The organism is Natroniella sulfidigena, assembly GCF_023223645.1.
Taxonomy (GTDB): Bacteria; Bacillota; Halanaerobiia; order Halobacteroidales; family Halobacteroidaceae; genus Natroniella; species Natroniella sulfidigena.
The window spans coordinates 203,505-216,987 of record NZ_JALKBY010000003.1; the positions used below are offsets into that span (position 1 = coordinate 203,505).

The window sequence follows — 13,483 nt, forward strand, 5'->3', positions numbered from 1 at the left end:
ATATTGAAATTAGTTACTAGTAATTAGTGACTAGTAATTAGCTAACCCATTTAAATCATCTGCGTCAACCTAACACATAATCTTCTATTAAACCCCTGCAAACATAAAGGTTTTGAACTTGATTTTTTACTGACACAAATTATAAGCTAACAACAAAATAAAGAGACTAGAAAATTTGGAGATACTGACCCCTCCATTTTCTAGTCTCTGCTATTCACTTCCAATGATTCATAATTGTAAATCCTAAATAAATTCCAACTACGCCCATCACTCCTGCTAAGGTCGGAGGAGCTGGAACTGGCAAGCCCAACCATGAAAATAACCCTCCAACAATCAAACCAGATAGCGTTGCTAATATAACTTGATTCACTTTTGCTCCTCCTTCCTAATATAATTTACAATGTACAATGGACAATTTACAATTAAAAACTAACCCTTTAAAGATTTAAAGAACCTTATAGCTCTTTTAATTGTCCATTGTACATTCTGTCAATTGTCCATTAGTTTTTTCTATTCACTATTCTCTATTCTCTATTCTCTATTCTCTATTCACTATTCTCTATTCATTGCCCTACATATTCTCCGGTGCTGATAATCCTAATAAACTTAATAAATTAACCAATACCTGCTTTGTAGCTAATACTAACCTCAATCTTGCCTTCAGTAACTCCTGATCTTCAACTAAGACATAACATTTATTATAAAATGTATGGAACGCCGAAGCTAATTGATAGGCAAAACGAGCCATATGGTGTGGTGCTCTACTCTCTGCACTCTTAGCTATCTGCTCAGGGTAATCCGCTAATTCTTTAAGTAAGTTAATCTCAGCTTCTGTTGTCAATTTAGCTAAATCTATCTCTTCTAAAGAATCAACTTCAACTCCTTCTTCTTTCACCTGCTCTAAAATACTACAAATTCTAGCATGAGCATACTGAATATAATAAACTGGGTTTTCTGTTGACTCTTCTTTAGCTAATTCTAAATCAAAATCAAAGTGGCTATCTGGACTACGCATTACATAAAAATAACGAGCAGCATCCTTACCAACCTCTTTAATTACATCACGCATCGTTACAAAATCACCAGCTCGCTTGGACATTGGAACCTGCTTTCCATCCCGCAACAAAGTCACAAGTTGAACTAAAATAATCTGCAACGCCTCACGCTGATAACCTAACGCTTCAACTACTGCCTTCATTCGCTCTACATAGCCATGATGATCAGCACCCCAAACATTAATTACCTCTGCAAACCCACGTTGATACTTATCTTGATGATAAGCAATATCAGCTGCTAGATAAGTCGGAGTACCATCCTCTTTAATTACTACTCGATCCTTATCATCACCAAATTTACTAGATTTAAACCATAATGCTCCATCCTGTTCATAGATCAATTGCTCAGCTTGTAATTTATCAGTTACTTCCTCTATCTTATCAGGATGTAAGCTTCGCTCACTGAACCAATTATCAAATTCAATGCCGAAGTTATTTAAATCAATCTTAATCCGCTCTAACAATTTTTGATAAGCATACTCTCTAAAATGTTCAAGTTGACCATCCTTAGCTGCTGATAGATAACTATCTCCATCTTGATCAACAATCTGCCGGGCCAACTCCGTAATATATTCTCCTCGATAAGCATCCTCAGGCAATTCAATATCTACTCCCAATAGCTGCTGATACCTAATCGCCACAGAATTACCTAACAGATCCATTTGGTTACCAGCATCATTGATATAATACTCCTTGCTGACATCAAAACCAGCTGTCTGTAAAATATTAGCCAAAACATCGCCAACTACAGCTCCTCGACTATGACCTACATGTAATGGCCCCGTCGGATTAGCACTGACAAATTCGACCTGAACCTTTTCGTCTGCTCCTAAATCAATCTGTCCATAATTATCTGCCTGTTCTTCAATCTCAGCAACTACATCATATAACCAAGCAGTGCTAAAATAAAAATTAATAAAACCTGGACCTGCTACCTCTGTCTTAGCGATAAAATCTAGTTCAGTTAAATTATCTATAATCAACTGAGCAATTTCTCGCGGTGGCATCTTAGCTTGGCCCGCTAAAACCATAGCGATATTAGTAGCATAATCACCATGATCTTCATTACGTGGTGTCTCCAACTTAATCGGTGGCAAATCAGTAACTTCTAACTGCTTTGCAGTCTCAATTGCCGACTTTATCTCCTCTTGTAAGCTTGTTTTCAACTCCCGAATTAAAGACATACAACTCCTCCTTACTATCAGTTTACAGTTTACGGTTGATAGTTGACAGTTAAAACCATTAAAATCAAGACTTTAAAAAATTTTTGAATCTATGATTTTTCACTCACACTAACACTCACACTGTACTATTAATAAAATTTTATTTTTAAATTTAATGCCTATTAGGCTTAGTTCTATGTTCTTAATACTTGACTTAGCCTCAGCCTCAACCTTAAGCTATTCTTTATATGTAATATTCAATTGATTGCAACTAACCAGTCTCTGTTGTTCATAAAGCCGATACTTAAGCTTGATCTCTCCTGTTTGCTCTGCTGCAGTCACTGCCAATTTTTCAACTTCAATCTCTAACGGTAACTTTCCATAAGGTGTCTGATAATCAAAACTTGTCCTCTTCTCTGGTAAAAATTCCTGAGTTCCTCCTACCTGACCACGCCTAATCAAAGTTACAGCATCTTCTTTTATCTTTAAGGTTGTCTTAGTACCTTCTAATCCTTCTAATACCTCTTCATACTTTAAATAATAAACACCATTCCTATAATATAATTTACCCGTTACTTGTGAAGAAAATTCTATCTCATCTTGTCCAGTATCTTGCAAACTATTTATCTCAATCTCTACCTGCCGGGCCAACACTATCGACCCCTTTCGTTTATTATTATCAGATACAACAATAAATAATTATATAGCTAAAATTGATTTTTTTCAAGTCTAAAACTTAGATTTTAACATATTTCGCAAACTACTTAAGTAAATAATTTATATAATACAGCAGTAATTCCACTTGCTATTAAAGGTCCACTAGGCAATCCATTAAAGAATGCAACCCCAAAAATAATACCTAAAACTAAATTGACTGTCACTGTAGGGTCAGTCTCCATTAGCCAAATACCTTCTCTAGTAAATTGAGTAACAGCTATCCCCATTATAATTCCAACTATAGCCAATGGTTCTAATAAGCTTGTTAAGCCCCCTTCTACTTTCAACTCTCCAGTAGCTAATGGTGCTAATACCCCCAACATAATTAAAATAATTCCTATTTTAACACTATAATTATCAATCAAATCCAACAAACCATCTAATCTAAAGATTCTAGTTCCAAGTAAGACAACTGCTGAAAATATTAATGAATCATTTTTAACAATTATTCCTAGAATTAAGATTATAACCAATACTAAATTAGCATCCATCAACCAAACTCCCTTCTACAACGAATAAAGTGGGCGATCGCCCACTTTAGGTTAAGTTTAAGTCTGAGTCTAAGTAACCCATTTAAAAACAGTAAAATTAAAAAGTTATCCACGACCTCTAAAAAGCATAATTTCATAAACAACAAGAACAAAGTGGGCTTAAGCCCACTCTATTTGACTAACAACTATTATTTTAAATTACTAGTTACTAATCACCAGTTACTAATATTATTTACAATTAATTTTTTTTTATTACTGATCTTACTTAAACTCAACCTTAAACTAAATTAAACCATATCCCACTTATGACATCTATGACCCCAACGGGCAGCTAACTCTTCCTCCACATAAATTTCAATTACCTCACAACGATTAGTACAACTTTCACACTCAAAACTTGATGGTTGATAATCCAAACTAGCACTATCCCATCCTTTAAAATTAGTTGTTCCGGTTTTAGCAACCTTTTGCTGGGCCAACAAAGCAGAACCTAAAGCTCCCATTACATCATAATTTTCAGGAACGATAATTTCAGTATCAAGTGCTTCAGCAAAAGCTGCCTTAATTCCTTTATTAGCTGCTACTCCTCCTTGAAAGACAATTGGCCCTAAAATATCCTTTCCTTTTCCAATATTATTCAAATAGTTCCTAACTAATGCCTGACATAAGCCATTAATAATATCCTCCACACTATGACCTAGCTGCTGTTTATGAATCATGTCAGATTCAGCAAAGACAGAACAACGCCCTGCAATCCGAACATCATTTTCAGACTTAAGTGCTAAATCACCAAACTCCTCAATTGGAATCTGTAATCTTCCTGCCTGTTGATCCAAAAATGAACCTGTTCCAGCTGCACAGACAGTATTCATTGCAAAATCAACTACAATTCCATCCCGCAAGATAATTATCTTAGAATCTTGACCACCAATCTCTAAGATAGTCCGTACATCTGGTACTTGATGGGAAGAAGCTATTGCATGGGTTGTAATCTCATTTTTTACAATATCAGCCCCTACAATTACACTGGCCAGTTTACGACCACTTCCTGTCGTTCCTACACCTTTAATCTCCAAATCAGCAGGTATCTCCTCTTTTAGATCCTGTAAACCTTGTTGAACAACCTTAATTGGTTCCCCTTTAGTTCTTAAATATAAATTAGTTATTACATTTTGCTCTTCATTAATTACAACTAAATTAGTACTAACAGAACCTACATCTATTCCTAGATATCCATTCATGAAATCTTCATCTCCTTCCTTCCCTGTTTTTGGAGTAATAGATCAATAAAAGCTTCTAGTCTTGTTCTAATTCCTTCGCCCCCTGTTTTTTCATCTAAAAATAAGGTCAAAACTGGAATATCTTCTTCTTTACTTACTTCTGGTAAGATACTTTTAGCTACAATTTCAGGAATACAGGTGAAAGGAGCTAAATGAATCACCCCATCATAATCATTTTGACCATATAGTACTGTACTACCTACAGATTCTTGACCATGTCCACCAATTAGTTGATCTAGGTATGGTTTAGCTGCATCTCTTGCTGGATCCTCAGCTGGAACAAAAAAGCTATGTTCCTCTGTCCAATCGCTTAAATAAATTGAACGATCAACCTCAACACCCATCTCACCTAAAACTTTTTCTACTTCTAAATTAGCAAAAGGCTCTAAAACAACATAGATCTCTCCAATAATTCCAATCTTTAATGGTTCGAAGTCTTTGTTTTGCGGAATAGCCTCTAATTTATCAATTCCTTGCTTCTTAGCTTCTTTAATTTCAGCTATACTTTCAGCTTGAGCCACCAAGTCTACTACTTCATCAAAGACATCAGTAGTATGTCCAGGCTTTAATTCACGAGGTCTAACCTTATGTACTTTCTGTTGTAACTTATCTAATACAGTTAACCGATTCCACTCCCGCCAGATCGTCTTAAAGATTCTTATCCAGGAAGCATCACCAGCTACCTTGCGTATCTTACCGAAAAAATCTCTGAAACTATCGGTCAAAGACTCAAAAACAATCATTTCAAATTCATAACCTAAATCCTCTAAAATCTCTTTATGTAATTGACCATAATGTCCAGCTCGACAAGGTCCTTTCCCTCCAGAAGTAATAATCATCTCTGCTCCATTCTCTAAAGCTTCGATATATGTTCCTAATAAGATCTTAAATGGAATACAAGCAAATTCTGGAGAATGCTGTACACCTAAGCTTAAAGTCTTCTTACTAGGTTGATTAGTAATTACCTGATGGTCAAAGGATTCTATTAAAGATTTTAATGCCACATGTGAGTTACTAAGATACGGTAAGACTACTTTCATTCCTATCACTCCTTAACTTCAGCATATCTACATAAGCTTCTAATCTAGTAACTATGCCAGCTTCCCCAGTATGTTCATCAATCGTTAAACACATAAAAGAGACATCTTTTCTTCTCTTCCCTTCTAACTCTAACTTCTTATCAACTATAAAATCTGGCCCGCAACCAAATGCAGTAACATGAATGATTCCATCTACATCTGCTTGCTCATAATAATGTAGACCAGCCTTAATTTTTTGATCACTAAATGTCCAAAACAGCTCCTTAGATAGCCCTTTAAAATTCTTCTCTAACTCAGGTTCTGGTATCATATCTGCTGTAACAACCTTAACCCCTAACTCCCTTAATTTTTGAATCATACCGACACTAACAAAGGGATCATAGATAATATAAGGATAACCCAATATCGCAACCTTTAAATCATTATCTCCCTCATTTAAATCAATCTCCGCTCCATTAAGCTTATCCATTGCTTCAACTGCTGTATAACCAGCTTGTAAATATTGATTAAATTGTTTCCAATCTTGTTTAGCCTTATAAGCAGCTTTAATAATTTTGAGTGGGTTGCTAGTAAATTTAGTACCTAATTTAAAGATAACTTTATATAAATTTAGTAAACCTTCTCTTAAGTCAATATCTGGAGCTAAAATGGGCGGTAGATCATCTAAAGAACTAGCAACCATATCCGGCAAACCTAAAAACTTCGGACAATAAATAGTTTGGCCATTCAAACTGACCAATCGAGGGATGAATAAATAATCGACTCGATCCTTCAAGTTCAAAACATGTCCATGAAATAATTTAATTGGCACGCAAGCATCATTAACTGTCTCTTTAACACCTGCATCTATTATTTCACGGGAGGTATCATCCGATAAGATGATTTTTACTCCTAATTCTTCTAGGAATGTCTTCCATAACGGAAAGTAAACATAGTACGCTAATGTTTTTGGAATACCTATTTTAACCATTAATACCCTCCTTTTGCTTTTGAATTTATTCTTATTTTACCATATAAAATTTATAAATCCAAGGAATGAATTCATTTCCTTGGATTTATTGAACTAAAGTAAAGCAAGAGGGTTATTTGTTTTTACCCTTACCCCCTACCCCTACCCCTAGCATCATTATTATATTAGATTTTCTCATCCCTGTCAAGCTACTTCAAACTGAACTTAAAGTTAAATAAATTTATTTAACTTTCTTCAATTTGTATTTATTTTCCATGATTAGGGAACCAGTGTCTGGTTCGATTAGCTATCCCTACTATAAACAACATCAAAGGAACTTCTACTAAGATTCCTACTACAGTAGCTAAAGCTGCACCCGAAGTAATACCAAAGACAGAAATAGCAGTGGCTACAGCTAACTCAAAGAAGTTACTAGCTCCAATCATTGCTGCCGGAGCAGCTATAGGATGTTCTAGCTTTAAAGCCTTTCCAGTTCCATAGACCAAAAAGAAGATAAAGAAGGCCTGAATCGTAATTGGTATTGCAATCAATAAAATATGGAGTGGGTTATTGATTAAGGCATCACCCTGGAAAGAGAAGATAATAATTAATGTCAATAATAATCCAATAATCGTAATATTATCTAACTTCTTAAGAAATACATCCTCAAACCACTCAATTCCTTTGGTCTTGATTAAATACTTCCGAGATAGATAACCTGCTAGCAATGGAACTACTACATATAAGACCACAGATAAGATAATAGTATCATAAGGAACTGTAAAGTCAGTTACTCCTAACAATAACATTACAATCGGAGCATAAGCAAAGACTAAGATCGAATCATCTAAAGCAACCTGAGCTAAAGTATACTCTGGATCTCCATCGGTCAAATAACTCCAAACAAAGACCATCGCTGTACAAGGAGCTGAACCCAATAAGATTGCTCCAGCAATATACTGATCAGCCAATTCTGGGCCAATCAAACCACTGAAGATATGCCTAAAGAATAGCCAAGCAAAAAAAGCCATCGTAAATGGTTTAATCAACCAATTACTGACTGTCACCATCGTTAGTGGTTTGGCCCGTTTTTTTATCTTCAGCAGACTACTGAAATCAATATCTACCATCATCGGATAGATCATAAACCAGATTAAGATTGCTACTGGAATTGAAACTTGAGCATATTCAAACTGGCTCAAAGTTTCAGGAATAGCAGGTAAAAACCTTCCAATCGCAATTCCAACTACAATACAGAGTGCTACCCAGATGGTTAAGTATTTTTCAAAAAAACCTATCCCTTCTGTTTGTTCCTTAACATCTTGCTCACTCATTTAAATTCCTCCTCAATTAATTTTTTTATTAAGCTCGACCCAACTCGAGTAACTCAATCGATTCATCAGCCAAATCAGTCTCTTTGATCTTAGCTGCTACCTTCTCAACTGGATAAGATAATTCAATAAGTTCTCTTTTAACCTTTCCTTGAGCTACTTCAACAATCGTATAAACTGCATTAGGATTACCATCCTTTGGCTTACCAACACTACCAACATTGATTATATGCTTTTTCGAAATTAATTGATGATAAGGCCGATGAGTATGACCACATAACAAGAGGTCTCCTTCTAACTCTTCAACAACCTCTTCTAACTCTTGACTATCAGCATAAAGATATTCAGTCAACTGCCGCGGACTACCATGAACTAGCAGAGCCTTTAGCCCTCCAATTTTAACCTCCAATTGCTGAGGTAACTCTTTTAAAAACTCTCTATTTTGTTCGCTAATTTCTTGGTTGGTAAATTGAATCGAACTGGTTCCAATTCTTTTGGCTTTTTCATTCTTATAATCACAACCGCAAAAAATTCGACTATTAGCAATAGCCTCATCATAATTGCCTTGAACCGTCTTAATTCCTTCTTCTTTTATTCTTTCAATCACCTGATTAGGAAACGGGTTGTAACCTACTAAGTCTCCTAAACAAAATACTTCTTCTATGTCCCTTCTTTTAATGTCTTCTAACACTTGATTTAAAGCATCGATGTTACTATGAATATCAGAAATTACAGCTATTCTCATTCTATTTACCTCCTTATTCTATGCTTAAGATTAATTGATATTAAGTTTAAGGCTAAGTCTAAGTTTAAGTAAAACCTAAACCCTTGTGCTTTTAACGGTTGGCTTAGACTTAAACTCAACCTTAGACTTAAGCTATTTTGTAATTGAGATTCACTTTAGATCCTTAAAGAATCAAATAATGTAATATTTACCTCTATAACTTCTTTTAGGATTTTAACTATTCATTATTAATTATTCACTATTCATTGCTTTTTATAGATCCGCTCCCCTGCTTCAATCAAAACATCCAACCCCTTGATCTCTTCAGCAAACAACGGCATCTTAATAATTGGAGCAGTAAACTTCTCCTTCATCACTTCTAGATGCTCATCTTGCATCTTCTTTCGCTTCTTAAAATACGGAGTAGTACAATACTCTGCCGGTAAGATCTGATTAGCAATTACTAACTGCGTCTCAACATCGACTGTCTGCAACTCTTTGACGGCACGATCTGCTTCCAAAATCGGAGTATTTTCAGGGTAAACTACAAAGGTAAAGGTAGTCTGTTCTTTATCCTGTAACTTATCAATTACTCGTTCAAAACGCTGTTGGGATTTTAGGTCGGCTTGATTACTATTGGTTGCCATCTTGAACTCTAATTGTTGATTCCAGCTCATCGGCAACTCCAATAATCGTAAAGTATGGCCTGTTGGTGCCGTATCAAAGACAATCACCTGATACTGGTCTGCCTCTGTATAATCAACAAACTTATCAAACGATGCCATCTCCTCTGTACAAGGTGAATCTAGCTCTTCTTGAAGTCCCATCATCATCTCTTCGGAGTAATCTTTCTCCTTAGCTTCAGTTAATACTCTTTCCTTATACTCTTGGGCAGCTTCTTTGGGATCGATCTTAACGATATCTAGATCCTCTACCCCTTCCACCGTTGTAACCTTTCCTTGTACATCCTGTTGAAAAACATCTTCTAAATGAGAAGCAGGATCAGTTGTCAATAACAATGTTTGATAACCTTGCCGGGCCAAATATACAGCAGTTACTGCTGATAAAGAGGTCTTACCCACTCCTCCCTTTCCAGCAAAGAAGATCAAGCGTGGTTCTTTGTCAGTCGGTAATAAAACTTTAGCTTCTTCTTTCATTAGATCTCCTCCTTGTAAAGATCCTGAGCTACTTCTCTTAAGATCTCTGTTCCTTTAATCTCTTGATCTAATAAGTACATTTTTTTAGTTGGTAAATCTATCTCTTCTTCAATTTGGGCCAAATACTTCTGCTGCATCTCGCCCCGTTTCTTAAAGAATGGATTTTGACACTCTTCTTCTGGTAAGATCCCATTGACAATTATCGAGCTAGTATTGATCCCAATCTCTTCTAACTCATTACTAGAACGTTTTGTCTCTCTAATTGCACTTCCTTCTGGGTGCATTACAAAGATAAACTCTGTTCTAGTATCATCCTTCAATAATTCAATAGCTTGATCATACTTTTCTTTAGAATCCTGAATATTCTGGACTGGCCCCATACAAGTCTGCCCACTTCCTTGAGCACTCTCCTCAATATGCTTACTCCAATCAACTGGTAATTCCAATAATCTAATCGTATGACCAGTTGGTGCTGTATCAAAGACAACCACATCATATTGATCCTCAGCCATAAAATCAACAAAGCGATCAAATGATGCCATCTCTTCTGTACAAGGTGAATTCAACTGCTCTTCAATTACCTGTAACATCTCATCATTAAATATTTCTCGCATCGGGGCCAACGTCTGCTCTTTATATTCTTCAGTTGCTTCTTTAGAATCTATCTCCATCGCAAATAAATTACCTACCCCTTCAATCTCTGTCACCCGATGGCCAATCTCTTGCTGAAAGACATCCGATAAATTGGCTGCTGGATCTGTCGTCACCAAAATAGTATCTAATCCTTGGTCAGCATAATAAACTGCAGTCGTTGATGCCATTGAAGTCTTACCTACTCCTCCCTTACCCGAGAAGAAGATATATTTTGTCTCATCTAGTTCCATTACTATTCCCCCTTGATTTTAGCGATTTCTTCTTTCAGTTCAGCTAATGTTGGATAGTCACCTAGTTTAATCGTCTTTCCATTAATCTCTGTAATCGGTAAATTCTCAGTTCCTTGAGTATTGACTATATCCAACACACCTTGATTATTCTGAAAAGCAAGTGGATCATGATTCATGGTACTTCTCTCCACTTCAATCCCTTCCTTCTCTAACTGCTTAACAGCATCACTGAATTGAACCAGTTCATCATCAACATCTGGGCCACAAACCCCAGTCGGACAACACATCGGCGGTTCATAAACCTTAACTTTAATCTTACTCATTATAATCCTCCTATATAAAACATGCTTTTGACTTTACTAACACTCACACTATCTAATTAACATTTTTCCTCACAATTAAGTCTTGTAATCCCACACTCTTCTGCATCACATTCAGCAATTACGTCTCCTAATGACTCTTGTAGATACTCTAATTTATCTCGATTTAATTGATAGTCTACCCAGCGACCACGCTTAGTAGCAACAATTAAACCTGCATTCTTTAAGATCTTGAGGTGATGAGATATATTAGGCTGACTTAGATCTAGCTGTTCTGTAATATCACAGACACACATCTTGCCACAGGATAATAGATCAATAATTTGTAACCTTCTCTGATCAGCTATAGCTTTTAATAACTCAGTTAATTCTATAAAATCTTTCATCTGAAGTTCACTCCTCATTATTGATTGATATATTTATATCTATTTATATGTTATGTTACTTATTCCATTTTGTCAATCTATTTTGAGCAAAAAAACAGGTAATTATACTCTTCAGCATAATTACCTCTTTACATAAATCAGCTTCAACTACTTATCTAGTTAACCCGTCCTAATCTCTTTTAAAACACCAGGGATCTCTTCATAATTGTCTACCCAAATGGTTCTAATACCAAATGAAAGAAGATCTTCTTCTTGAAAATCTTCCATCATACTTGCTAAATTACTTACTAATTGATCTATCTCTTGCTCCTTAAAGTCATTTTGTTCGTTTTCTTCAAAAGATAAATCAGCTTCTTTTTTTAATGCTTCTACTACATCTAATTTAAGCTCTTCATGATCAAACCTTCTTTTAATCAAATAATGATATTCATTATTATTTCCTCGCTGCAAATTAGCAATATCTAATAACCTTCGCATATTTGGATCCGTAAAGGAAACACCAATAAATAAGCATGTGTTTTCTTTGAATTTATTTATTTGGACTATATTCTCCCAACTATATATATTTTTATACTGTTCATGATAGTGGCTATCACTGAGAACAACCTTATTTTTTGCGGTTAACTCCTCGTTCTCAGGCAAAAAACCATGAACATGATAGATTGGTAGTTCATTAAAGGATGGATTGACCCCAGGTGAATAGATAGACTTATACGGTAAATCTATCTCAAGATTAGAAATAGCCTTTTCTATAACATCATCATAATTATAGGTAATAATACTGTCAAGATTTGAACTCTTCCCAGGTGCTACACAAAATTGAATTATCTCATCTACTAATTTAGATTTTAGATTATTTTGATTTGCTTTTTTATACAATACCTTCCTTATTTCTTTTTCAAAAGCCAATGGATCTTCACTATTTGAATAGTTATTTTGGAGATATCTAGCTGATATTGTTAAGCTCTTTGGAAATATTTTTGTAAAGATTTCAGCTAATAAAAAATCATTTTCACTAGAATTGTTCATCCCAATTTCTAAATTAGAGAGTAATAAATTTTGTAACAAGACTTCCCAATTCGGAAGACCAGAGTCAATCGATACTCCTGCTCCTAATACAAAGACCAAATCATCATTCTTAAAAGATTTAATTAAATCTTTTATACTTTCTTCAGTTGTAATCTTCTCTTCAACATCACTCTTTATAGAAGAGGCCATCTCTTTATATTTTATGGATGATGATAAAATAGCTGTCAGAAAATTACTTGCTGTTGTTATGTCTGACATTAATATCAACTCCTTTCAAAAACAATTAACCTAATTTATCTCCATTTTTTACAGCCTTATCTGGAGTAATTAATACTACTCCCTCCTCCGAGTAGATCCCTAAGATTAAAACTTCAGACATAAAGTCAGCAATTTGCTTTGGAGGAAAGTTGACTACACCTAAGACCTGCTTTCCTAGCAGCTCTTTTTCGCTGTAACATTCTGTAATTTGGGCACTGGATTTTTTTGTGCCTAGCTCAGTACCAAAGTCTACCCATAATTTATAAGCAGTTTTTTTTGCTTTTTCAAAAAATTCCACTTTTTTAATTTCTCCTGCTCTAATATCTAGCTTCATAAAGTCTTCGAATTCTGCCATTATTACTCCTCCTCTAAAATTTATCTAATGTCTCTTAGTAACTAAAGTTAGGACGTCTCTGTTAATAATTGTAATCTTAAAGCAAATCTATAAATCTAACATAGGTCATCTAACTACTCATTTATAAAGATAACTTCTACCAAAATTATCTTATTCCTTTAAAACTATCCAAATAAAAATAAAAAAGTTGCCTCCAGCAACTCAGTTTAAGTTTAAGATTAAGTTTAAGTAAAATCAACAAATGTAAATTAGTAAAAGTTATCCACATGCATTGTTTCTGATAAATCAAGTATTTTCTAAAAATAATTTCATAGTCCCACTTTAAGCTACTTTTGAATGGGCTT

At 34.9% G+C, this 13,483-nt stretch carries 15 protein-coding genes; all 15 read right to left on the reverse strand.

Annotation, left to right across the window (positions count from 1 at the left end):
• Positions 1 to 214: 214 nt before the first annotated feature.
• The 15 genes from MWH28_RS03445 to MWH28_RS03515 all read right to left on the reverse strand — a co-directional run bounded on the left by MWH28_RS03445 (position 215) and on the right by MWH28_RS03515 (position 13,139).
• The gene (locus tag MWH28_RS03445; RefSeq protein ID WP_248617883.1) at positions 215 to 370 is read right to left on the reverse strand and encodes a XapX domain-containing protein; all 156 of its coding nucleotides are present in this window, start codon (positions 368 to 370) and stop codon (positions 215 to 217) included.
• Between the two features lie 201 nt (positions 371 to 571).
• A complete protein-coding gene (gene argS / locus MWH28_RS03450; protein ID WP_248617884.1) occupies positions 572 to 2,239 on the reverse strand; it encodes an arginine--tRNA ligase in 1,668 nt (555 codons plus the stop codon).
• Positions 2,240 to 2,455: 216 nt separating this feature from the next.
• Complete coding sequence (locus tag MWH28_RS03455; RefSeq protein WP_248617885.1) at positions 2,456 to 2,872, reverse strand: YwiB family protein; 417 nt, start codon at positions 2,870 to 2,872, stop codon at positions 2,456 to 2,458.
• Positions 2,873 to 2,982: 110 nt separating this feature from the next.
• Positions 2,983 to 3,426 carry a DUF441 domain-containing protein gene (locus MWH28_RS03460; RefSeq protein ID WP_248617886.1) on the reverse strand — a complete coding sequence of 148 codons (444 nt, stop codon included), beginning with the start codon at positions 3,424 to 3,426 and terminating at the stop codon, positions 2,983 to 2,985.
• A 287-nt stretch (positions 3,427 to 3,713) separates the two neighbouring features.
• The gene (locus tag MWH28_RS03465) at positions 3,714 to 4,667 is read right to left on the reverse strand and encodes an acyl-CoA dehydratase activase (protein WP_248617887.1); all 954 of its coding nucleotides are present in this window, start codon (positions 4,665 to 4,667) and stop codon (positions 3,714 to 3,716) included.
• Positions 4,664 to 5,746 (reverse strand): 2-hydroxyacyl-CoA dehydratase, encoded by a 1,083-nt coding sequence (locus MWH28_RS03470; protein ID WP_248617888.1) that lies wholly within the window; start codon positions 5,744 to 5,746, stop codon positions 4,664 to 4,666. The genes MWH28_RS03465 and MWH28_RS03470 overlap by 4 nt, the downstream gene beginning before the upstream one ends.
• Positions 5,721 to 6,716, reverse strand: coding sequence for an acyl-CoA dehydratase activase-related protein (locus MWH28_RS03475; protein WP_248617889.1), 996 nt, complete (start codon positions 6,714 to 6,716; stop codon positions 5,721 to 5,723). The genes MWH28_RS03470 and MWH28_RS03475 overlap by 26 nt, the downstream gene beginning before the upstream one ends.
• A gap of 245 nt (positions 6,717 to 6,961) precedes the next feature.
• The gene (arsB, locus tag MWH28_RS03480) at positions 6,962 to 8,029 is read right to left on the reverse strand and encodes an ACR3 family arsenite efflux transporter (protein WP_248617890.1); all 1,068 of its coding nucleotides are present in this window, start codon (positions 8,027 to 8,029) and stop codon (positions 6,962 to 6,964) included.
• 28 nt (positions 8,030 to 8,057) lie between these two features.
• A complete protein-coding gene (locus MWH28_RS03485; RefSeq protein ID WP_248617891.1) occupies positions 8,058 to 8,771 on the reverse strand; it encodes a metallophosphoesterase family protein in 714 nt (237 codons plus the stop codon).
• 242 nt (positions 8,772 to 9,013) lie between these two features.
• Positions 9,014 to 9,907 (reverse strand): ArsA family ATPase, encoded by an 894-nt coding sequence (locus tag MWH28_RS03490; protein ID WP_248617892.1) that lies wholly within the window; start codon positions 9,905 to 9,907, stop codon positions 9,014 to 9,016.
• Complete coding sequence (locus tag MWH28_RS03495; protein WP_248617893.1) at positions 9,907 to 10,791, reverse strand: ArsA family ATPase; 885 nt, start codon at positions 10,789 to 10,791, stop codon at positions 9,907 to 9,909. Before MWH28_RS03495 ends, MWH28_RS03490 begins: the two co-directional genes overlap by 1 nt.
• 2 nt (positions 10,792 to 10,793) lie before the next feature.
• Positions 10,794 to 11,114 carry an arsenite efflux transporter metallochaperone ArsD gene (gene arsD, locus MWH28_RS03500; RefSeq protein WP_248617894.1) on the reverse strand — a complete coding sequence of 107 codons (321 nt, stop codon included), beginning with the start codon at positions 11,112 to 11,114 and terminating at the stop codon, positions 10,794 to 10,796.
• Positions 11,115 to 11,170: 56 nt separating this feature from the next.
• Positions 11,171 to 11,497 (reverse strand): ArsR/SmtB family transcription factor, encoded by a 327-nt coding sequence (locus MWH28_RS03505; protein ID WP_248617895.1) that lies wholly within the window; start codon positions 11,495 to 11,497, stop codon positions 11,171 to 11,173.
• Between the two features lie 159 nt (positions 11,498 to 11,656).
• Positions 11,657 to 12,784 carry an SIR2 family protein gene (locus tag MWH28_RS03510; RefSeq protein WP_248617896.1) on the reverse strand — a complete coding sequence of 376 codons (1,128 nt, stop codon included), beginning with the start codon at positions 12,782 to 12,784 and terminating at the stop codon, positions 11,657 to 11,659.
• 25 nt (positions 12,785 to 12,809) lie between these two features.
• Positions 12,810 to 13,139 carry a tRNA-binding protein gene (locus tag MWH28_RS03515; protein ID WP_248617897.1) on the reverse strand — a complete coding sequence of 110 codons (330 nt, stop codon included), beginning with the start codon at positions 13,137 to 13,139 and terminating at the stop codon, positions 12,810 to 12,812.
• Between the last annotated feature and the right edge of the window lie 344 nt (positions 13,140 to 13,483).

Coding starts and splice junctions, on each gene's coding strand:
- argS (WP_248617884.1), bottom strand. CDS start 2,239: ATGTCTTTAATTCGGGAGTTGAAAACAAGCTTACAAGAGGAGATAAAG.
- MWH28_RS03460 (WP_248617886.1), bottom strand. CDS start 3,426: ATGGATGCTAATTTAGTATTGGTTATAATCTTAATTCTAGGAATAATT.
- MWH28_RS03465 (WP_248617887.1), bottom strand. CDS start 4,667: ATGAATGGATATCTAGGAATAGATGTAGGTTCTGTTAGTACTAATTTA.
- MWH28_RS03470 (WP_248617888.1), bottom strand. CDS start 5,746: ATGAAAGTAGTCTTACCGTATCTTAGTAACTCACATGTGGCATTAAAA.
- MWH28_RS03475 (WP_248617889.1), bottom strand. CDS start 6,716: ATGGTTAAAATAGGTATTCCAAAAACATTAGCGTACTATGTTTACTTT.
- arsB (WP_248617890.1), bottom strand. CDS start 8,029: ATGAGTGAGCAAGATGTTAAGGAACAAACAGAAGGGATAGGTTTTTTT.
- MWH28_RS03485 (WP_248617891.1), bottom strand. CDS start 8,771: ATGAGAATAGCTGTAATTTCTGATATTCATAGTAACATCGATGCTTTA.
- MWH28_RS03490 (WP_248617892.1), bottom strand. CDS start 9,907: ATGAAAGAAGAAGCTAAAGTTTTATTACCGACTGACAAAGAACCACGC.
- MWH28_RS03495 (WP_248617893.1), bottom strand. CDS start 10,791: ATGGAACTAGATGAGACAAAATATATCTTCTTCTCGGGTAAGGGAGGA.
- arsD (WP_248617894.1), bottom strand. CDS start 11,114: ATGAGTAAGATTAAAGTTAAGGTTTATGAACCGCCGATGTGTTGTCCG.
- MWH28_RS03505 (WP_248617895.1), bottom strand. CDS start 11,497: ATGAAAGATTTTATAGAATTAACTGAGTTATTAAAAGCTATAGCTGAT.
- MWH28_RS03510 (WP_248617896.1), bottom strand. CDS start 12,784: ATGTCAGACATAACAACAGCAAGTAATTTTCTGACAGCTATTTTATCA.
- MWH28_RS03515 (WP_248617897.1), bottom strand. CDS start 13,139: ATGGCAGAATTCGAAGACTTTATGAAGCTAGATATTAGAGCAGGAGAA.